18 protein-coding genes are annotated in these 20,508 nt (G+C 70.8%); 15 read left to right on the top strand and 3 right to left on the bottom strand.

All coding sequences use genetic code 11. The features are described from left to right. Positions 1-202: 202 nt before the first annotated feature. On the top strand, positions 203-1,105 hold the full coding sequence (locus ACZ50Z_RS09870; RefSeq protein WP_464483382.1) for a mycobacterial-type methylenetetrahydrofolate reductase: 903 nt from the start codon (positions 203-205) through the stop codon (positions 1,103-1,105). Here the strand turns inward: ACZ50Z_RS09870 and lppM are convergent. Both lppM and ACZ50Z_RS09860 read right to left on the bottom strand, forming a co-directional pair. Beyond that, the gene (gene lppM, locus ACZ50Z_RS09865) at positions 1,102-1,752 is read right to left on the bottom strand and encodes a lipoprotein LppM (protein WP_464486160.1); all 651 of its coding nucleotides are present in this window, start codon (positions 1,750-1,752) and stop codon (positions 1,102-1,104) included. The genes ACZ50Z_RS09870 and lppM overlap by 4 nt on opposite strands. A 155-nt stretch (positions 1,753-1,907) precedes the next feature. Further along, the gene (locus ACZ50Z_RS09860) at positions 1,908-2,516 is read right to left on the bottom strand and encodes a GNAT family N-acetyltransferase (protein WP_464483381.1); all 609 of its coding nucleotides are present in this window, start codon (positions 2,514-2,516) and stop codon (positions 1,908-1,910) included. A gap of 339 nt (positions 2,517-2,855) precedes the next feature. On the opposite strand from ACZ50Z_RS09860, the gene ACZ50Z_RS09855 reads away from it, so the two are divergent. The 5 genes from ACZ50Z_RS09855 to ACZ50Z_RS09835 all read left to right on the top strand — a co-directional run bounded on the left by ACZ50Z_RS09855 (position 2,856) and on the right by ACZ50Z_RS09835 (position 8,731). Continuing rightward, the gene (locus ACZ50Z_RS09855) at positions 2,856-3,260 is read left to right on the top strand and encodes a DUF3040 domain-containing protein (RefSeq protein ID WP_464483380.1); all 405 of its coding nucleotides are present in this window, start codon (positions 2,856-2,858) and stop codon (positions 3,258-3,260) included. Between the two features lie 426 nt (positions 3,261-3,686). Continuing rightward, the gene (mraZ, locus tag ACZ50Z_RS09850; protein ID WP_464483379.1) at positions 3,687-4,118 is read left to right on the top strand and encodes a division/cell wall cluster transcriptional repressor MraZ; all 432 of its coding nucleotides are present in this window, start codon (positions 3,687-3,689) and stop codon (positions 4,116-4,118) included. Next, positions 4,093-5,364, top strand: coding sequence for a 16S rRNA (cytosine(1402)-N(4))-methyltransferase RsmH (gene rsmH, locus ACZ50Z_RS09845; protein WP_464483378.1), 1,272 nt, complete (start codon positions 4,093-4,095; stop codon positions 5,362-5,364). Before mraZ ends, rsmH begins: the two co-directional genes overlap by 26 nt. Further along, positions 5,364-6,659 (top strand): cell division protein FtsL, encoded by a 1,296-nt coding sequence (gene ftsL / locus ACZ50Z_RS09840; RefSeq protein ID WP_464483377.1) that lies wholly within the window; start codon positions 5,364-5,366, stop codon positions 6,657-6,659. Before rsmH ends, ftsL begins: the two co-directional genes overlap by 1 nt. Positions 6,660-6,727: 68 nt before the next feature. Continuing rightward, positions 6,728-8,731, top strand: coding sequence for a peptidoglycan D,D-transpeptidase FtsI family protein (locus tag ACZ50Z_RS09835; protein WP_464486159.1), 2,004 nt, complete (start codon positions 6,728-6,730; stop codon positions 8,729-8,731). Here ACZ50Z_RS09835 and ACZ50Z_RS09830 read toward each other — a convergent pair. Next, the gene (locus ACZ50Z_RS09830; RefSeq protein ID WP_464483376.1) at positions 8,728-8,925 is read right to left on the bottom strand and encodes a hypothetical protein; all 198 of its coding nucleotides are present in this window, start codon (positions 8,923-8,925) and stop codon (positions 8,728-8,730) included. The two genes, ACZ50Z_RS09835 and ACZ50Z_RS09830, sit on opposite strands and share 4 nt — an antisense overlap. A 40-nt stretch (positions 8,926-8,965) precedes the next feature. Between ACZ50Z_RS09830 and ACZ50Z_RS09825 the strand changes: the two genes are divergently transcribed. Genes ACZ50Z_RS09825 through ACZ50Z_RS09785 form a run of 9 tightly spaced genes read left to right on the top strand, consistent with a single transcriptional unit; the run spans position 8,966 to position 20,389 of the window. Further along, positions 8,966-9,262, top strand: coding sequence for a TetR-like C-terminal domain-containing protein (locus tag ACZ50Z_RS09825; RefSeq protein WP_464483375.1), 297 nt, complete (start codon positions 8,966-8,968; stop codon positions 9,260-9,262). Between the two features lie 53 nt (positions 9,263-9,315). Beyond that, positions 9,316-10,923 (top strand): UDP-N-acetylmuramoyl-L-alanyl-D-glutamate--2,6-diaminopimelate ligase, encoded by a 1,608-nt coding sequence (locus tag ACZ50Z_RS09820; RefSeq protein WP_464483374.1) that lies wholly within the window; start codon positions 9,316-9,318, stop codon positions 10,921-10,923. Beyond that, positions 10,920-12,500, top strand: a complete 1,581-nt coding sequence (locus tag ACZ50Z_RS09815) for a UDP-N-acetylmuramoyl-tripeptide--D-alanyl-D-alanine ligase (protein ID WP_464483373.1) — start codon at positions 10,920-10,922, stop codon at positions 12,498-12,500. The genes ACZ50Z_RS09820 and ACZ50Z_RS09815 overlap by 4 nt, the downstream gene beginning before the upstream one ends. Then, positions 12,497-13,576, top strand: coding sequence for a phospho-N-acetylmuramoyl-pentapeptide-transferase (gene mraY, locus ACZ50Z_RS09810; RefSeq protein ID WP_464483372.1), 1,080 nt, complete (start codon positions 12,497-12,499; stop codon positions 13,574-13,576). The genes ACZ50Z_RS09815 and mraY overlap by 4 nt, the downstream gene beginning before the upstream one ends. Next, positions 13,576-15,033 (top strand): UDP-N-acetylmuramoyl-L-alanine--D-glutamate ligase, encoded by a 1,458-nt coding sequence (gene murD / locus ACZ50Z_RS09805; RefSeq protein ID WP_464483371.1) that lies wholly within the window; start codon positions 13,576-13,578, stop codon positions 15,031-15,033. The genes mraY and murD overlap by 1 nt, the downstream gene beginning before the upstream one ends. Positions 15,034-15,040: 7 nt before the next feature. Next, positions 15,041-16,729, top strand: coding sequence for a putative lipid II flippase FtsW (gene ftsW, locus ACZ50Z_RS09800; protein ID WP_464483370.1), 1,689 nt, complete (start codon positions 15,041-15,043; stop codon positions 16,727-16,729). Then, positions 16,726-17,943: an undecaprenyldiphospho-muramoylpentapeptide beta-N-acetylglucosaminyltransferase gene (gene murG, locus ACZ50Z_RS09795; protein ID WP_464483369.1), complete on the top strand. Its 1,218-nt coding sequence runs from the start codon at positions 16,726-16,728 to the stop codon at positions 17,941-17,943. Before ftsW ends, murG begins: the two co-directional genes overlap by 4 nt. Then, positions 17,940-19,421 carry a UDP-N-acetylmuramate--L-alanine ligase gene (murC, locus tag ACZ50Z_RS09790; protein ID WP_464483368.1) on the top strand — a complete coding sequence of 494 codons (1,482 nt, stop codon included), beginning with the start codon at positions 17,940-17,942 and terminating at the stop codon, positions 19,419-19,421. The genes murG and murC overlap by 4 nt, the downstream gene beginning before the upstream one ends. Then, on the top strand, positions 19,418-20,389 hold the full coding sequence (locus tag ACZ50Z_RS09785; protein WP_464483367.1) for a cell division protein FtsQ/DivIB: 972 nt from the start codon (positions 19,418-19,420) through the stop codon (positions 20,387-20,389). The genes murC and ACZ50Z_RS09785 overlap by 4 nt, the downstream gene beginning before the upstream one ends. Positions 20,390-20,508 lie beyond the last annotated feature (119 nt).

Here is a 20,508-nt window from a genome sequence, read left to right as displayed (position 1 = left end):
GGCTGGCTGGGTGTCCCAGGCCCGACCAGTGTATTCGTCGCGCCGCCCGGGATGCGTTCCCCGTGACGTCGCCGGGTGCGCCCAGTTGCTTCGACTGCCTCACTAACCCGCCCCTATGCTGGCGGGTGCGCTGGGGCTCGCGCGGATGCCGCGCGGCCAAAAGACGCCCCGGGCCACTAATCGTCGGACGGAGAGAAGCCGCGTGACCCTCAACACCATTGCGCTCGAGTTGGTGCCACCCAACGCCGACGAGGGTCGGGGGCGGGCACTCGAAGAGGCGCAGAAAGTGGTGCGGCATTCGGCCGAGGCCGGTCTGGATGGCCGGATCCGGCACGTGATGATCCCCGGGATCATCGCCGAGGACGACGACCGTCCTATTCAGATGAAGCCGAAGCTGGATGTGCTCGACTTCTGGTCGGTCGTCAAGCCTGAGCTGACCGGGATCAAGGGCTTGTGCACGCAGGTGACCGCGTTCATGGACGAGCCGTCGCTGCGGGGCCGGCTGACCGAGTTGTCCTCGGCCGGAATGGAAGGCGTGGTGTTCGTCGGCGTGCCGCGCACCATGAACGACGGCGAGGGGTCGGGCGTCGCCCCGACCGACGCACTGTCGATCTATCGCGAACTGGTGACCAACCGCGGCGTGATCCTGATCCCCACCCGTGACGGCGAACAGGGCCGGTTCAACTTCAAGTGCGACCAGGGTGCCACCTACGGCATGACCCAGCTGCTGTACTCCGACGCGATCGTGGGGTTCCTGCGCGAGTTCGCCAGACAAACCGATCACCGGCCCGAGATCCTGCTGTCCTTCGGCTTCGTGCCGAAGATGGAAAGCCGCGTAGGACTGATCAACTGGCTCATCCAGGACCCGGGCAACGCCGCGGTGGCCGACGAGCAGGAGTTCGTGCGCAAGCTTGCCGCGTGCGAACCGCCGCAAAAGCGCCAGCTGATGGTCGACCTCTACAAGCGCGTCATCGACGGGGTGGCCGACCTCGGCTTCCCGCTGAGCATCCATCTCGAGGCGACCTACGGGATTTCCGCGCCGGCGTTCCAGACCTTCGCGGAGATGCTCGCGTACTGGTCACCCTGCCAGCAGGATCAGCGCTAAGTGGGTGGCGGCTGATCGCGCGGCGCGGTGAGCCGCGGTGATCGGTCCCGGCCGACCCACGCCAGCAGCCCCACCACGCCGGCGGCCGCGAAGGACGCGATGCCCAGCCACACCACCGCGCCGGTGAACGAACGGGTGTTGGGGTCGGTGTAGCGGGCCTGGGCGGTCATGGTGCTCACCACGCCCGGCTTGAGCTTCCAGGACACCACGTCGGGCTCCACCCGGTCGCCGTTGGTCGAGGTCACCACGCCCGGAAAGGCGACCGTGAGCTCGACGTCGGCCTCCGGATCGGTCAGCGACGTCAGATCCGCGCGGCCCTCGAGGAGCACCAGGTTGCCGTTGCGGCGCAGCGACAGGTTGACCCCGGAGGCGTCGGAGTTCATGTTGGCCAGCTGCGGCAGTTCGGCGAACGTCAGATCGGAGAACACCGCCTGGGAGCCGACGTAGCCGTCGCTGTCATAGTTCGACACCGCCACCTTCTGGCTGAACGGCAGGTTGTTGCTGTCCAGCTGGGGGCCGGTGTCCTTGGGGGTCTTGGGTTTCGCGGCGGCGACGATCTCCCCGGAGACCAGGTCGTCGGGGGAGATGGTGAGCGAGGCCCGGACCCGCAGGCATCCGGTGGCCAGCGGCACCAACAGCAGCAACATCGCGATGACCACCAGGCGGCGCCGTCGAGCCCCGGGGGCTGCCAAGCCGCGGCCGCGGGCTGGGGGAGAGCTGGCGCGCACCAGGTCATCGTGCCAGATCCGATGTGCCGCTTGAATACGTGCCACACCGGAGTCGGGGGCCCGGTTCCGCGGCGTCACAGCGGCAGTTCGCGGCCCAGGATCGCAAACGCCCGCGGGTCGCCGGCGAAGTGGTAGCGGCGGATGACGTCGGTGAACCCCAGCCGCCGATACAACCGCCAGGCGCGGTTCGGTTCGCCGTTGGTTTCCGGCGTCGAGAGCAGCACATTCTTTTCGGCGCGCCCCGCAAGCAGCCGTCGGGCCAGCGCCTCGCCGAGGCCGCGGCCCTGGGCGCGGGGATGAATGTGCAGCTCGGTCAGCTCGAAGTAGCTGTTCATCAGCCGGGCGATCTCCTGGGGTGGCGAGCCGCCGCGCTGCATGCCGAGCACGACTTGCTGCTGCCACCACTGGCCGGGCGCCCCGGGGTAGCCGTAGGCCACGCCGAGCAACGGGGCGCCGGCCAGATCTTCCGCCGAGGGAGTTGGCGCGTCCTCGTCGTCGGCCCCGTCGGCTTCGACGACGCCGGCCCCCTGCCAGCCACGGCGGCGGATGTGCTCGAGCCACATCGCGGCGCGCTGCTGCTCGGTGCCGCGCGGGTAGCGCATCGCATCGACGTACACCGTCAGGGCGTCTGAGAGGCGACGCTCCATATCGTGGGGGAGCAGATCGATGAGGAATATCGCCAACTCGCGGTGCCCTCCTCATCCGGTGATCAGACTCGTTCGATGCTTCGGCGTCCTGTGGTCTTGGGGGACCAGGCTGCTATGGATCATTATCGGACCCACGTGCCCCGGCGCGACGAGCGGTCGCGGCACTCAACCGGCGGACGGCCGCGGTTCGGCAAGCGGGTTGTAGCGCACGGGCCTTCCGGTCTGGCGGGATGCTGCGATCCGGCCGGGATAGAATCGGCGCGGAACCAGTGGTATGGGGCAGATTGACCTCGTATCATTCAATTAGTTGCCCTCGCAACGGGCATCCGCGTGCTATCGATAGTCACGTGCCAACCTGTCGGCAAGGAGGGACGAATGCCACTCTCCGATCATGAGCAGCGAATGCTCGATCAGATCGAGAGCGCTCTCTATGCCGAAGACCCCAAATTCGCGTCAAGCGTCCGGGGCGGAGGTTTCCGCGCGCCCACGGCCCGCCGGCGCCTGCAGGGCGTGGCGCTGTTCGTCGTCGGCCTGGCGATGCTGGTGTCCGGGGTGGCGTTCAAGGCCACGTGGATCGGCGGCAGCGTCCCCATCCTCAGCATTGTCGGGTTCATCGTCATGTTCGGCGGCGTGGTGTTCGGTATCACCGGTCCCCGGTTGTCAGGCAGGCCAGACCATTCCGGCTCGGCACCCACCTCGCTGCGCCAGCGCCGCAACAAGGGCGGTGGGTCTTTCACCAGTCGCATGGAGGATCGGTTCCGCCGCCGCTTCGACGACTAGCGCCGACCTATTCGCGCGGGGTAGCCATTGGCTGCCCCGTTTTGCTTTGCTTGCCGGCCCTGCCGCCGCAGCGTCATCGTCGCAGCTCCCGAGTGCCTGACTGAGATCGGCGCAACCGCCGATGCCGTTTTGCGGCCCAACCGAGCCCTAACCGAGGCGCGGGACGGCGGCTGAGCCCCACTGGGCCCCACCCGCGTTCCCCACTACGCCCCACATTGGGCGTTTTCCCTGATAATGGCGCTGTTCCGGGAGGCCCGATTCCGGGCGCGAAACGCTCCCGACACGCCTCTCGGGTGGCACTGAGGACCTCGTGACGACGGATAACCCGGGAAACGCCACGGCGACACTCAATGAATGGGGCGAAGTGGGGGATTGTGGGGTATGGTGGCTGCAGTGTTTGGGTGACCTCGAACGGGAGGTGAGCTGGTGTTTCTTGGCACCTACACGCCCAAACTCGACGACAAGGGGCGGCTGACGTTGCCCGCCAAGTTCCGCGACGCGCTGGCAGGGGGGTTGATGGTCACCAAGAGCCAGGACCACAGCCTCGCCGTCTACCCGCGGACGGAATTCGAGCAACTGGCCCGCCGGGCCAGCAAGGCTTCGCGGAGCAACCCTGACGCCAGGGCCTTCCTGCGCAACCTCGCCGCCGGCACCGACGAGCAGCACCCGGATGCCCAGGGGCGCATCACGTTGTCGGCCGATCACCGTCGTTACGCGAGCCTGTCCAAGGACTGCGTGGTGATCGGCGCGGTCGACTACCTCGAGATCTGGGATGCGCAGGCCTGGCAGGACTACCAACAGACCCACGAAGAGAACTTCTCCGCGGCCAGCGATGAAGCACTCGGCGACATCATCTGAGGCGCATGCCCGTGCAACGTGGCCTCTGCCCGAACCGACCCTGGCGTACTTCCCCAACGCCAGGTTCGTGCCTTCGGACAGGGACCTCGATGCAAGGGCGCCACACCTTTTCCGGCGCGCTCGGGCGGCCGACGGGTGGCGGCAGATCCGGGGAGGCGTTGCGGTGGCTGACAATTCAGGGCGCGGTGAGCGCAAGCGCGGCCGTGGTGACCGCAAGCGCGGCGCAGCCGGGCGCAGCGGGTCGCCGCCGTCGGGATCGGGCGGGCACGTGCCCGTCCTGCTGGAGCGCTGCGTCGAGCTGCTCGCGCCCGCATTGACCCGCCACCACTCGGACGGGACCGGGGCGACCCTCGTCGACGCCACCCTCGGCGCGGGCGGGCACGCGGAGCGGTTTTTGAACGAACTGCCGGGCCTGCGGCTGATCGGCCTCGACCGCGACCCCAGCGCGTTGGACATCACCCGATCGCGGTTGGCGCGATTCTCCGACCGGGTCACGCTGGTGCGCACCCGCTACGACGGCCTCGCCGCGGCGCTGACCGAATCCGGTTATGCCGCAACCGAATCGGTCGATGGAATACTGTTCGACCTCGGGGTGTCGTCCATGCAGCTCGACCGGGCCGAACGCGGTTTCGCCTACGCCCAGGACGCGCCGCTGGACATGCGGATGGACCCCGACGCGCCGCTGACCGCGGCCGACATCCTCAACACCTACGACGAGGCGGAGCTGGCGAACATCCTGCACCGCTACGGCGAGGAGCGGTTTGCGCGGCGCATCGCCGCCCATGTCGTGCGCCGGCGCGCGCGCGAACCGTTCACGTCGACCGCAGACTTGGTGGCCCTGCTCTACGAAGCGATTCCGGCCGCGGCCCGGCGCACCGGCGGGCACCCGGCCAAGCGCACCTTCCAGGCGCTGCGGGTCGCGGTCAACGACGAACTGGATTCGCTGCGCGACGCGCTGCCGGCCGCCCTGGACGCGCTGGCCGTCGGCGGTCGCATCGTGGTGATGGCGTACCAGTCGCTGGAAGACCGGATCGTCAAGCGGTTGTTCGCCCAGGCCGTCGCCTCGCGCACTCCGGTGGACCTGCCGGTCGAACTTCCCGGCCACCAGCCGCGATTCCGGGCCCTGACGCAGGGCGCCGGACGCGCCGACGCCACCGAGATCGAACGCAACCCGCGCAGCGCCGCGGTGCGGCTACGGGCTCTGCAGCGAATGGAATCACAGCAGGCAACCGGGAAAGGCGAGTGATGAAAGCGGACCGCGAGACGCCGACACGACGCGCTGGTAGCGACCGCCGGGGCGCCCGTGACGGTGCCGCCCGACGGGGCAAGCGTCCGGCGCCGGAACCCGGCGCGACGCGGCGCGCCCGCGGCGCCAGGACCTCGGCGCCCGCGCGCGAAACCCGTGCGCCCAAGGCCGGACCGCAGAACGGCCCCGTCGCCCGGCCGGTCGAGCGGTCGGCCCGGCCCAAGAACACCAGCCAGGCCAAGGCGCGGGCCAAGGCCCGGAAAGCCAAGGCGCCCAAAGTTGTTCGCCCGAAGCTCACCGAGCGGCTGGCCGACCGGCTGGCGTCGATCGACCTGCGCCCGCGCACACTCGCGAGCAAGGTTCCGTTCGTCGTGTTGATCATCGGTGCCCTCGGCGTCGGGCTCGGGCTCACGCTGTGGCTGTCCACCGACTCCGCCGAACGCTCCTACAAGTTGAGTCACGCCCGCGAGCGGACCCGGCTGCTGCAGCAGCAGAAGGAAGCGCTCGAGCGCGACGTGCGCGAGGCCGAAGCCGCGCCGGCGTTGGCGGAGGCCGCCCGCAAGCAGGGCATGATCCCCACCCGAGACACCGCGCACCTGGTCCAGGACCCGTCCGGGAACTGGGTGGTGGTGGGCGACCCCAAGCCGGCCGACGGTGTTCCGCCGCCGCCGCTGAACACCAAGATCCCCGACGAAACGCCCCAGCACCCGAAGCCGGCCGCGCCCGCCGCGGAGGTTCCGATGCGGCTCGATCCGGTCCCCGGTGGCCCCGCCCCGGCCAGGTCGGGGCCCGAGGCGCTGTTGCGCGCACCCGACGGCGCCTCGACGGTGGGCGGTCAACACTTCCCGCCGGCAGTTCCGCCGGTGCCCGGCGCGCCTGGCGCCCCCGGGGCGCCCGCTGCCGGTACGCTGCCCGGCATGCCAGGCGGGCCCGTTACCGGTGCGCTGCCCGGCATGCCCGGTGGGCCGCTGACCGGTACGCTGCCGACGCCGGGCCTGCCGACGCCGGGCCTGCCGACGCCGGGCCTGCCGACGCCGGGCCTGCCGATGCCGGCCAGGCCCGCGGCCCCTCCGGTACCCGCCGAGGTCCCGATCCCGTTGGGCGGCCTGCCCATTCCGGTTCCCGGCCAGGTGCCCGCACCCCTGTCGCCGGAGATTCCGGTCCCGGTTCAGCTGGGCCGCCCGGCCGGCCCTCAGCCGATCGCCCCCGTCGCACCGGCGCCCGCCCCGATGCCGCAACCGGGTACCGGCTTCCTGCCTGGGCCCCCCGGTGCGGCGCCAGGTGCTCCCAGGTGAGCCGCGGCGATTCCCCGCGGGCACGCCGGTCGCAGGCCGCACGCCCGACGCGCGGTCCCCGTAAGGATTTGGAGGGCAACGGCGTCCGGCAACCCAAGCGCCGCGCGAAACCGCAGCAAGCCGACCAGGGGCGCGACGTTCGCGAACCGAAACGATTCCGGAAAGCCAAGCAGCCCAAGGCAGGCGGCGGCACGCAGCGTCCCGAGCCGGCTGGGACCGGGCATTCGGCGCGAGAACGGCGCACCCGTCAGATCGCGCAAATGGCCGGCCGCGGCGGCTCGTTCGTCTTCCGCCATCGCGCCGGCAACGTGGTCATCCTGGTGTTGATGCTGGTGGCGGCCGCCCAGTTGTTCGTCCTGCAGGTGACCAAGGCCCCGTCGCTGCGCGCCCAGGCGGCCGGACAACTCAAGGTCACCGACGTGGAAAAGGCGGTGCGCGGCAGCATCATCGACCGCCGCAAGGATCAACTTGCCTTCACCATCGAATCGCGTGCGCTGACCTTTCAGCCCAAACGCATTCACAAGCAGTTGGACGAGGCCAAGGCCAAGAATTCGGCGGCGCCCGACCCGCAGCAGCGGTTGCGCGACATCGCCAAGGACGTCTCGGGTCGGCTGGGCAACAAGCCCGACTCGGCGACCCTGCTGAAAAAGCTGCAAAGCGACGAGAACTTCGTCTATCTCGCGCGCGCCGTCGATCCCGCTGTCGCCAGCGCGATCTCGGACAAATTCCCCGAGGTCGGTTCCGAACGCCAGGATCTGCGTCAGTACCCGGGAGGATCGCTGGCGGCCAACATCGTGGGCGGCATCGACTGGGACGGCCACGGGCTGCTGGGGCTGGAAGAGGCCATGGACTCCGTGCTGTCGGGGACCGACGGGTCGGTCACCTATGACCGCGGATCCGACGGTGTGGTGATCCCCGGCAGTTACCGCAACCGGCACCGGGCGGTCAACGGCTCGATGGTGCAGCTGACCCTCGACGACGACATCCAGTTCTATGTGCAACAGCAGGTTCAGCAGGCCAAGAATGTGTCTGGCGCGCATAATGTCTCGGCCGTGGTCCTCGACGCGAAGACCGGCGAAGTGCTGGCCATGGCCAACGACAACACGTTCGACCCCTCCCAGGACATCGGGCGGCAGGGCGACAAACAGCTGGGCAACCTGGCGGTGTCCTCGCCGTTCGAGCCCGGCTCGGTGAACAAGGTGATCACCGCGTCGTCGGTGATCGAGTACGGCCTGTCCAATCCCGATGAGGTGCTTCAGGTCCCGGGTTCGATCCAGATGGGCGGGGTCTCCATCCACGACGCGTGGGACCACGGCGTGATGCCCTACACCACCACCGGCGTGTTCGGAAAGTCCTCCAACGTCGGCACGTTGATGCTCGCGCAGCGGGTCGGGCCGGAGCGCTTCTACGACATGGTCCGCAAGTTCGGGCTCGGGCAGCGCACCAACGTCGGCCTGCCCGGTGAGAGCGCCGGGCTGGTGCCGCCGATCGACCAATGGTCGGGCAGCACCTTCTCCAACCTGCCCATCGGGCAAGGTCTTTCGATGACGCTGCTGCAGATGACCGGCATGTACCAGACGATCGCCAACGACGGGGTGCGTCTCCCGCCGCGGATCATCAAGGCCACCATCGCGCCCGACGGCACCCGCACCGAGGAGCCGCGCCCGGACGGCGTGCGGGTGGTGTCGGCGCAGACGGCGCAGACCGTGCGCAACATGCTGCGCGCCGTCGTGCAACACGACCCGATGGGCTATCAGCAGGGCACCGGTCCCGCCGCCGCGGTGACGGGCTACCAGATGGCCGGCAAGACGGGTACCGCTCAGCAGATCAACCCGGCCTGCGGCTGCTACTTCGACAACGTCTACTGGATCACGTTCGCCGGGATGGCCACCGTCGACAACCCCCGGTATGTCATCGGCATCATGATGGACAACCCGGAGCGCAACGCGGACGGCACGCCGGGCCACTCGGCGGCCCCGCTGTTCCACAACATCGCCGGCTGGCTCATGCAGCGCGAGAACGTGCCGCTGTCGCCGGATCCGGGCCCGCCGCTGACGTTGCAGGCCACCTAATCCCTTGGCGCCGAGGCGAATCCGCCAAGCGCGCGATTTCGGGCGTCGAGTTGTTCTTGGGTCGCCGGCGCCAAAAGGTCGCCTCCCGGTGCCGCCATCGCCTGGATTCTGGTCGCGTGGGGCCGCTGGTCGCGGTCGTATTGCTCCCATGCGCGGGTGATGTCGTCGGGGTGGTCGCGCAGGGCTGACGTCATCGAGCTGCTCAGGCAGGGCAACAAGCTCAGGGTGGGACTGGTGGCCGCCTTGATGACCCGGCTCGGCGGCTTCTACCAGCAGACCGGCCGCAGTCTGGATGACCTCAGGGCGTTCGTTCAGGGCGACCGCGACGCCGTTTTGGAGCAGGTGATCCGGCGGGCGATCGACCGTGGCGAAATCCAGCCAGAACAGGTCACCGACCGGATCGCACGCCTGCCCGTGGAGCTGTTCCGCTACGAGATCCTCACGACGCTGCAACCGCTGCCCGATGAAGCGATTGAAGAGATCGTCGACACCATTTTTCTGCCCTTGCTCGACTGGCGCAAAAGCCGGTAACGCCTGCATGGGCGCGGGACGACGGCGCGCCCACGACTCCTCGGTAGGGTGTCATGGCCGATCATGAGGATCATGCGGTGCCGGAGGGAGGTGTGACGGAAGTGGTGTCGGTGCCCACCGGGTTACGCCCCAGCCTCGTCGCGGGTGCGCGCCTGCCCGCGCTGGCCGCCCAGGCCGGCGCGGTGCCGGCCGACGGGAGGACGGCCGTGCCCGACGTGGCCATCACCGGTGTGACGCTGCGCGCCCAGGACGTGCTGCCCGGTGATCTGTTCGCGGCGCTGCCCGGATCGACCACCCATGGGGCCCGGTACGCCGCCCAGGCGATCGAAGCGGGCGCTGTCGCCGTGCTCACCGACGCGGCCGGGGTGGCCGAGATGGCCGCCCTGGCCGAAGCCGTGCCGACGCTGGTGCGTCCCGACCCCCGCGGCGTGCTCGGCGCGCTGGCCGCCACGGTGTACGGGAACCCGTCGCAGCGGGTGACCGTCGTCGGCATCACCGGCACGTCCGGCAAGACCACCACGACCTATTTGGTCGAGTCCGCGCTGCGCGCCGCCGGGCGCACGGCCGGGCTGATCGGCACCATCGGGATCCGCATCGACGGCGCCGACATCCCCAGCGCGCTGACCACCCCGGAGGCCCCCGCCCTGCAGGCCATGCTGGCGGCGATGGCCGAACGGGGGGTGGACACCGTCGTGATGGAGGTCTCCAGCCACGCCCTGGCGCTGGGGCGGGTCGACGGAACCGAATTCGCGGTGGGCGGTTTCACCAACCTGTCCCGCGACCACCTCGACTTTCACCCGACGATGGAAGACTACTTCGACACCAAAGCCCTGCTGTTCGACCCGAATTCGACGCTGCGGGCGCGCCGCGTCGTGGTGTGTGTCGACGACGACGCCGGGCGGGCCATGGCGGCTCGGGCCGGCGACGCGATCACCGTCAGCGCCGAGGCTCAGCCCGCGCACTGGCGTGCCGTCGACGTGGCCCCGATGGGTGCCGGCGGACAACAGTTCACCGTCATCGACCCGGCCGGCGCCGAGCATCAGGTGACCGTCCCGCTGCCCGGCCACTACAACGTCGCCAATTGCCTTGTGGCACTGGCTCTTCTGGATGTTGTGGGGGTGTCGCCGGAGCAGGCGGCGGCGGGGCTGCGGCAGACCCGCGTGCCGGGGCGCATGGAGAAGATCGACGCCGGGCAGGATTTCCTCGCGCTGGTCGACTACGCCCACAAGCCGGGCGCCTTGCGCGCGGTGCTGACCACCCTGGCGCGTCCTGGCCGTCGCGTGGCGGTGGTGTTCGGTGCCGGCGGCGAGCGCGACCCGGGCAAACGCGCGCCGATGGGCGCGACGGCAGCCGAGCTGGCCGACCTGGTCGTGGTCACCGACGACAACCCGCGCGGCGAGGACCCGGCGTCGATTCGTCGGGAAATCCTGGCCGGGGCCGTCGAAAGCGGTTGTGCGGCAGACATTGTCGAGATCGCCGATCGGCGGGACGCGATCAGGCACGCGGTGGCCTGGGCGGGCCCGAACGACGTGGTGCTGATCGCGGGCAAGGGCCACGAGACCGGTCAGCGCGCCGGCGGGCACACCCGCCCCTTCGATGACCGGGTCGAGTTGGCGCAGGCGCTGCGCGAGGCCATGGGGCCTCGAAAGGTGAAGCGATGATCGAACTCACCGTCGCCCAGATCGCCGAGATCGTCGGCGGCACGCTGGCCGACATCTCCCCGAAGGACGCCGCGGACCGCCGCGTCACCGGGACGGTGGAATTCGACTCGCGCGCAGTCGGACCCGGCGGGCTGTTCCTGGCACTGCCGGGCGCGCGCTCCGACGGCCACGACCACGCGGCCTCGGCGTTCGCCGCGGGCGCGGTGGCGGTGCTGGCCGCCCGGCCGGTGGGGGTTCCCGCCGTCGTCGTCGTCCCTCAGGGCGCGTCGGGATCGCGGGCCGGGGTGCTCGAGCACGACCCCGACGGGTCCGGCGCGGCGGTCCTGGCGGCGTTGGCCAAGCTGGCCACCGCGGTGGCCGAAGAGCTGGTGGCGGGCGGGCTGCGGATCATCGGGATCACCGGATCCTCGGGGAAGACCTCGACCAAGGACCTGGTGGCCGCCGTGCTGGAACCGCTGGGCGACGTGATCGCCCCGCCCGGGTCGTTCAACAACGAGCTCGGCCACCCGTGGACGGTGCTGCGCGCGACGCGCGACACCGACTACTTGGTGCTCGAGATGTCGGCACGCCACCCCGGCAACATCGCCGCGCTGGCCGACATCGCCTCGCCGGCGATCGGGGTGGTCCTCAACGTCGGCACCGCGCACCTGGGTGAATTCGGCTCGCGCGAGGCCATCGCGCAAACGAAATCCGAACTGCCACAATCTGTTCCGGCCTCCGGAGTGGTGATCCTCAACGCCGACGATCCGGTCGTGGCGGCCATGGCCGGCGTGACCGCGGCCCGGGTGGTGCGGGTCAGCCGCGCCGAGAACACCAGCGCCGGCCCCAGCGACCTGTGGGCCGGGCCGGTGTCGCTCGACGAGTTGGCCAGGCCATGCTTCACGCTGCACCACCGCGACGCCGCCGGGACCAGGCAGGCGCAGGTGCGGCTCGGCGTCTACGGCGACCACCAGGTCACCAACGCGTTGTGCGCCGCCGCGGTCGCGCTGGAATGCGGCGCCGGCGTCGAGCAGGTGGCGGCCGCGCTCGCCGGGGCCGGTCCGGTGTCGCGGCACCGGATGCACGTCGCCACCCGCGCCGACGGCGTCACCGTGATCGACGACGCCTACAACGCCAACCCCGATTCGATGCGCGCCGGGCTGCAGGCGCTGGCCTGGATCGCCCACGGTGGCGGGGACCGCCCGACGGAAAAGCGCAGGAGCTGGGCGGTGTTGGGGGAGATGGCCGAACTCGGCGAGGACGCGATCGCCGAGCACGATCGCATCGGCCGGCTGGCCGTGCGCTTAGATGTGTCTCGACTCGTTGTCGTGGGAACTGGGAGGTCGATGAGCGCCATGCACCACGGAGCGGTCATGGAGGGTTCGTGGGGCTCGGCCGATAAGGGTGCCGTCAACGTGGCCGACAGCGACGCCGCGCTGGCGTTGCTGCGGGCCGAGTTGCAACCCGGCGACGTCGTGCTGGTCAAGGCCTCGAACGCGGCCGGCCTGGGCGCGCTGGCCGACGCCCTCGCATCAGAGGGCGGCGAAGCCGGACGAAGCGGATCGTCACCATCGAGCGGCGGCGGGGCCCGTCCATGAGGCAGATCCTCGTCGCCGTCGCCGTCGCGCTGACCGTGTCGATCCTGTTGACCCCGGCGCTGATCCGGCTGTTCACCCGCCAGGGGTTCGGCCACCACACCCGCGAGGACGGTCCGCCGACCCACCACGCCAAGCGCGGCACGCCGTCGATGGGCGGCGTCGCCATCGTGGCCGGCATCTGGGCCGGCTACCTGGGAACGCACCTGGCCGGGCTGGCGTTCAACGGCGAGGGCGTCTCCGCGTCGGGACTGCTGGTCCTCGGCCTGGCCACCGTCCTTGGCGGCGTCGGCTTCCTCGACGACCTGATCAAGATCCGCCGGTCGCGCAACCTCGGGCTGAACAAGACCGCCAAGACGGTCGGCCAGATCACCGCCGCGGTCATCTTCGGGGTGTTGGTGCTGGGATTCCACAACGCCAATGGCCTGACACCGGGCAGCCCCAATCTGTCCTACGTGCGTGAAATTGCCACCGTCACACTGACTCCGGCGTTGTTCGTGCTGTTCTGCGTGATCATCGTCAGTTCGTGGTCCAACGCGGTCAACTTCACCGACGGCCTCGACGGGCTCGCCGCGGGCACCATGGCGATGGTCACCGCCGCCTACGTGCTGATCACCTTCTGGCAGTACCGCAACGCGTGTGTCACCGCGCCCGGGCTGGGCTGCTACAACGTGCGCGACCCGCTGGACCTGGCGATCGTCGCCGCCGCCACCGCCGGCGCCTGCATCGGCTTTTTGTGGTGGAACGCCGCGCCCGCCAAGATCTTCATGGGCGACACCGGCTCGCTGGCGTTGGGCGGCATCATCGCGGGCATCTCGGTCACCAGCCGCACCGAAATCCTTGCGGTGGTGCTGGGTTCGCTGTTCGTCGCCGAGGCCGGCTCGGTGGTGCTGCAGATCCTGACGTTTCGCACCACCGGGCGCCGGGTGTTCCGGATGGCGCCCTTCCACCACCACTTCGAGCTGGCCGGCTGGGCCGAAACCACGGTCATCATCCGTTTCTGGTTGCTCACCGCGATCGCCTGCGGCCTGGGCGTGGCCCTTTTCTACGGTGAGTGGCTGGCCGCGATCGGTGCCTGATGAGCGGTCTTGACCCCTTGGTGCCGGGCGGCTCGGTGCTGGTGGCCGGCGGCGGGGTGACGGGCAAGGCGGTGCTGGCGGCGCTGACCCGTTTCGGCGCGGTGCCGACCCTGTGCGACGACGACCCGGCCACCCTGCGGGGCTACGCCGACGCGGGGGTGGCGACCGCGCCGACGGCGACGGCCGCCGAGCAGATGTCCCGCTACGCCCTGGTCGTGACGAGCCCCGGGTTCTCGCCGGCCACGCCGCTGATGCGCGCCGCGGCCGCTGCGGGCGTGCCCGTCTGGGGTGATGTGGAACTGGCCTGGCGGCTGGACGCCGCGGGCCACTATGGCACGCCGCGCCGCTGGCTGGTGGTGACCGGGACGAACGGCAAGACGACGACGACGTCGATGCTGCACGCCATGCTGACCGCCGCGGGACGCGCAAACCTGTTGTGCGGCAACATCGGCAGCCCGGTGCTCGACGTGCTGGACCAGCCCGCCGAGCTGCTGGCCGTCGAGTTGTCCAGCTTCCAGCTGCACTGGGCGCCCTCGCTGCGGCCCGAGGGCGGCGCGGTGCTCAACATCGCCGAGGACCACCTGGACTGGCACGGCACCCTGGCCGACTACGCCGCGGCCAAGGCGCGGGTGCTCGATGGCCGGGTGGCGGTCGTCGGGCTGGACGACGCCCGGGCCGCGGCCCTGCTGGCCACTGCGCAGGCCCCCGTGCGCACCGGGTTTCGGTTGGGCGAGCCGGGCCCGGGGGAGCTCGGCGTGCGCGACGGGCACCTGATCGACCGGGCCTTCGCCGACGACCTGGCGCTGGCGCCCGTCGACTCGATACCGGTGCCCGGTCCCGTCGGCGTGCTCGACGCGCTCGCCGCCGCCGCGCTGGCGCGCAGCGTCGGGGTGCCGGCCGAGGCGATCGCGTCCGCGCTCGCGACCTTCCGGGTGGGTCGGCACCGCGCCGAGGTCGTGGCCGTCGCCGACGGCATCACCTACGTCGACGACTCCAAGGCCACCAACCCCCACGCCGCCGAGGCGTCCGTGCTGGCCTACCCCCGGGTCGTCTGGATCGCCGGCGGCCTGCTGAAGGGCGCCTCGGTCGACGCCGAGGTCGCCAGGATCGCGTCGCGGCTGGTCGGCGCCGTGCTCATCGGCCGAGATCGGCAAGAGGTTGCAGAGGCGTTATCGCGACACGCGCCGGATGTCCCCGTCCTGCACGTTGTGACAGGCGAGGATGCTGGTATGGATGCGACTGCTGTGGTTTTTGGTGCAGATGTGACAGAAGTGAAACATTTGGGCGGGGATCTCGGCACTGCGGTCATGAGCGCGGCGGTGGCCGCGGCCCGTGGCCTGGCCGCGCCCGGCGACACGGTCCTGCTGGCACCGGCGGGCGCATCGTTCGACCAGTTCGCCGGTTACGCCGACCGCGGCGACGCGTTCGCGGCCGCCGTGCGCGCGGCGATCCGGTAGGGCGGGCGTGGGTAACGCACTGACCCGGCTGCTGGGCCGGGGTAAAGCGACCAGCGGGACCGCGAGCGAGCCGGAACCGGCGGGGGACGCCGACCCCTCGGCGGAGGTCACCGACACGGCCCCGGACGACGCCGTCGCAGCGGACAAGCCCGCCAAGGCCCCGAAGGCCCCCAAGCCGAAAAAGGACAAGGCCGACGGCGGCTCGCCCAACCGGTTCGGCGCCTGGCTTAGCCGTCCCATGACCTCGTTTCACCTGATCATCGCGATCGCCGGCCTGCTGACGACGCTCGGCCTGATCATGGTGCTCTCGGCATCGGGCGTGCGGTCCTACGACGCCGACGGGTCGGCCTGGATCATCTTCGCCAAGCAGGTCCTGTGGACGGTGATCGGGCTCGTCGCCTGCTACATCTCGTTGCGGATGTCGGTGCGCTTCCTGCGTCGCGTCGCCTTCACCGGCTACGTCGTCACGGTGATCCTGCTGGTCTTGGTGCTCGTTCCCGGCATCGGCAACCTGGCCAACGGGTCCCGCAAGTGGTTCGTGGTCGCGGGCTTTTCCATGCAGCCCTCCGAGCTGGCCAAAATCGCCTTCGCCATCTGGGGCGCGCACATGCTGGCCGCCCGCCGCCTCGAGCGTGCCAGCCTGCGCGAACTGCTGATCCCGCTGGTGCCGGCGGCGGTGATCGCGCTGGCGCTGATCGTCGCGCAGCCCGACCTCGGGCAGACCGTGTCGCTGGGCATCATCCTGCTGGCCCTGCTGTGGTACGCCGGCCTGCCGCTGCGGGTCTTCGCCACCTCGCTGATGGCGGTCTTCATGGCCGGCGCGATCCTGGCGATGTCGGCCGGCTACCGGTCCGACCGGGTGCGGTCTTGGATCAACCCCGAGAACGACCCGCAGGACACCGGCTACCAGGCCCGGCAGGCGAAGTTCGCGCTGGCCCACGGCGGCATCTTCGGCGACGGCCTGGGCCAGGGCACCGCCAAATGGAACTACCTGCCCAACGCCCACAACGACTTCATCTTCGCGATCATCGGCGAGGAGCTCGGATTCATCGGCGCGTTCGGGCTGCTGGTCCTGTTCGGGCTGTTCGCCTACACCGGGATGCGGATCGCCCGCCGGTCGGCCGACCCGTTCCTGCGGCTGCTGACCGCCACCACGACGATGTGGGTGTTGGGTCAGGCGTTCATCAACATCGGCTACGTGATCGGGATCCTGCCGGTGACGGGCATTCAGCTTCCCCTCATCTCGGCCGGTGGAACATCTACCGCGGCAACGCTTTTCATGATCGGGATCATGGCCAACGCGGCACGTCACGAGCCCGAGGCGGTGGCCGCGCTGCGGGCCGGCCGCGACGACAAGGTGAACCGGCTCCTGCGGCTGCCGCTGCCCGAGCCCTATTCGCCGACGCGCCTGGAGGCGTTCCGCGACCGCAAGCGGACCCGCCCGCAACCGGCCGGGGCGCCGCGCAAGGGCGCCGGGTCGCCCGGGCGCAAAGCGCCCCGCAGCGGCGAGGCGCCGCTGCGCCCGGCGCCCCCACGAGCGACCGGCCGACCGGTGCGTCAGTCTGCGGGTAGCGCCCGCTCCCGGGCGAGGCATCATGGATCTGGCCAGCGCTATGCGACCCTGGGAGCCAATCAGGCCGCCGGCCGGCGCCAGCAACGGCGCACACGCGCATTGGAAGGTCAGCGTTACGGGTGAACGACACGGTCAACGAGCCGACCGGCGGGCGGGGGGCAGACCCTCTGCCCGCCGGTGCCGCGTTGTCGGCTTTTCGGCCCCTCTCGGTCGTGCTGGCCGGCGGCGGAACCGCCGGCCACGTCGAGCCGGCGATGGCCGTCGCCGACGCGCTGAGCGCCCTCGATCCGCAGGTCAGAATCACCGCGTTGGGCACCGCCCGGGGTCTGGAGACCCGGCTGGTGCCCGAGCGCGGCTATGACCTCGAACTGATCACGCCGGTGCCGCTGCCACGCAAACCCAGCGGTGACCTGGCCCGGCTGCCCTCGCGGGTGTGGCGGGCCGTCCGGGAAACCCGCGCCGTGCTGAGGGCGGTCGATGCCGACGTGGTGATCGGTTTCGGTGGGTACGTGGCCCTCCCGGCGTATCTGGCCGCGCGCGGAGTGTCGTCGCGCAAGCCGCGGGTCCCGGTAGTGATCCACGAAGCCAATGCCAGCGCCGGGCTGGCCAACCGGGTCGGCGCCCGCAGCGCCGTGCGGGTGCTCTCCGCGGTGGCCGATTGCGGGTTGCCGCGCGCCGAGGTCGTCGGGGTGCCCGTGCGCGAGGCCATCACCTCGCTGGACCGCGCGGCGCTGCGCGCCGAAGCGCGCCGCCACTTCGGATTCGCGGCCGACGCGCGGGTGTTGCTGGTGTTCGGCGGCTCGCAGGGGGCGGCCTCGCTGAACCGGGCGGTCTCCGCGGCGGCCGCCGAGCTGGCCGCCGCGGGCGTGGCCGTCTTGCATGCGCACGGCCCCAAGAACACGCTCGACCTGCGCGAACCCCAGCCGGGCGACCCGCCGTACGTGGCGGTTCCGTACCTCGACCGGATGGACCTCGCCTATTCGGCCGCCGACCTGGTGATCTGCCGGTCCGGTGCGATGACCGTCGCCGAGGTCTCTGCGGTGGGCCTGCCGGCCATGTACGTGCCCCTCCCGATCGGCAACGGCGAGCAGCGGCTCAACGCCCTGCCGGTGGTCAACGCCGGCGGCGGCATGATCGTCGCCGACCCCGACCTGACGCCCCAGCTGGTCGCCCGCGAAGTGGCGGAGCTGATGGGCGACCCGCCGCGGCTGGCGGCGATGACGACGGCCGCGGCTCGCGTGGGACATCCGGATGCGGCGCGCCAGGTCGCCCAGGCGGCGCTGGACATCGCCAGGAAGGCGCAGCGAGGCCGGTCGCCGGCCGGAGGAAACCCATGACCACCGAGCAGTTGCCCCCGGAGCTGCAGCGGGTGCACATGGTCGGCATCGGGGGAGCCGGGATGTCGGGCATCGCCCGCATCCTGCTCGACCGCGGTGGGCTGGTCTCCGGCTCGGATGCCAAGGAGTCGCGCGGCATCCACGCGCTGCGGGCCCGCGGCGCGCAGATCAAAATCGGGCACGACGCGTCCTCGCTGGATCTGCTGCCCGGCGGTGCGACCGCGGTCATCACCACGCATGCCGCCATCCCGAAAACCAACCCCGAGCTCGTCGAGGCCCGACGGCGCGGCATCCCGGTCATCCTGCGGCCGGCCGTGCTGGCCAAGCTGATGGACGGTCGCACCACGCTGATGGTCACCGGCACGCACGGCAAGACGACCACCACGTCGATGCTGATCGTGGCGCTGCAGCACTGTGGGCGCGACCCATCGTTCGCGGTCGGTGGCGAGATGGGCGAGGCCGGGACGAATGCCCACCACGGCAGCGGCGACTGCTTCGTCGCCGAGGCCGACGAAAGCGACGGGTCGTTGCTCGAGTACACGCCCAACGTCGCGGTGGTCACCAACATCGAGACCGATCACCTGGACTTCTACGGCAGCGCCGACGCCTACGTCGACGTGTTCGACGCGTTCGTCGACCGGCTCGCGCCCGGCGGCGCGCTGGTGGTCTGCGTCGATGACCCCGGGGCGGCGGCGCTGGCCCGGCGCACGGCCGAACTGGGAATTCGGGTCCTGCGCTACGGCTCGGCGAGCCCGCCGTCCGGTGAACCCATGGCCGCCACCTTGTTGTCGTGGCAGCAGCAGGGCACCGAAGCGGTCGCCCAGATCCAGCTGGCTCCCGACCTGGACCCCGAGCAACACCCGCGGGTGATGCGGCTGTCGGTACCCGGACGCCACATGGCGCTCAACGCGATGGGAGCGCTGTTGGCGGCCGTCGAGATCGGTGCCCCGGTCGACGCGGTGCTCGACGGGCTGGCCGGCTTCGAGGGGGTGCGCCGCCGATTCGAGCTGGTCGGTACCGCGGGCAATGGCCAGGCGGTGCGCGTGTTCGACGACTATGCCCACCACCCCACCGAGATCGTCGCCACGCTCGCGGCGGTCCGAACCCTGCTCGAGCACAGCGGTGACGGCCGCAGCATCGCGGTGTTCCAGCCCCATTTATATTCGCGGACAAAGGCTTTCGCCGAGGAGTTCGGTCACGCGCTGGACGGCGCGGACGAGGTCTTCGTTCTCGATGTCTACGGCGCGCGCGAACAACCGCTGGCCGGGGTCAGCGGCGCCAGCGTCGCCGAGCACGTCAGCGTTCCGGTGCGCTACCTTCCGAACTTCTCCGCCGCCGCCGAGCAGGTGGCCGCGGTCGCCGGGCCCGGCGATGTCATCGTCACCATGGGGGCCGGCGACGTGACCCTGCTGGGGCCCGAGATCGTCATGGCGCTGCGGATGCGAGCCAACCGCGGCGCGCCCGGAGCGCTGCGATGACCCAGCCGACCCCCGACCCGACCGGGGCCACCCCGGGTGTCGTCGGAGACCCGGCCGACAACCCGGCCCCGGACGACTCCGCCACCCAACCGCTTTTCACCGGCACGGACACCGACCAGACAGAACCCGATGCAGATCCCGGTCCGGCGGAGGTCGAGGGACCGCGGCGGCGCGCCCGCCGGGAACGCGCCGAACGCCGCGCCGCCCAGGCCCGCGCCACCGCCATCGAAGAGGCACGCCGCGAGGCCAAGCGCAGGGCCACCGGACGGCCGGTGCACGAGCCCAAACCCGCTGCGCGCGGCGTTGTCCGAGGGCTCAAGATGCTGTTGGTCACCATATTGCTGGTGATCGTCGGCATCGGGCTGGCGCTGCTCCTCTATTTCACGCCGGCGATGTCGGCCCGCAACATCGTCGTCGTCGGCACCGGCGTGGTGACCCGCGAAGAGGTCCTGGACGCGGCGCAGGTGCGGCTCGGAACCCCGCTGCTGCAGATCAACACCAGCCAGGTGGCCGACCGGGTGGCGGCGATCCGCCGAGTGGCCAGCGCGCGCGTGCAGCGCCAGTATCCGTCCGCGCTGCGGATCACCATCGTCGAGCGAGTCCCGGTGGCGGTCAAGGACTTTCCCGATGGGCCACACCTGTTCGACCGGGACGGCGTCGACTTCGCGACCGGGCCGCCACCGCCCGCGCTGCCCTACCTCGACGTCGCCGATCCGGGTCCGAACGACCCGGCCACCAAGGCCGCCCTGCAGGTGCTCACCGCGCTGCGTCCCGAGGTCTCCGACCAGGTCGGCCGGATCGCGGCGCCCTCGGTGGCTTCGATCACGTTGACGCTCGGCGACGGCCGGGTGGTGATCTGGGGGACCACCGATCGCACCGACGAGAAGGCCGAGAAGCTGTCCGCGCTGTTGACCCAGCCCGGCAAGACCTACGACGTGTCCAGCCCGGACCTGCCGACGGTCAAGTAGCGATCTTCGTCACGTCACACGTGCCGCGGCACCGCCGAACAGCACGCACGCCCGCTAGCCGCGGAAAAATGACCAAAATTTGCGGGACGCGCGTCGGCGCGCCTGCGGGGTTAGCGCGC

The organism is Mycobacterium sp. NTMscope_MAC_269 (assembly GCF_976985695.1).
Note: the sequence above shows the minus strand (reverse complement) of the source record. Positions and strands in the feature narration are given on the sequence as shown.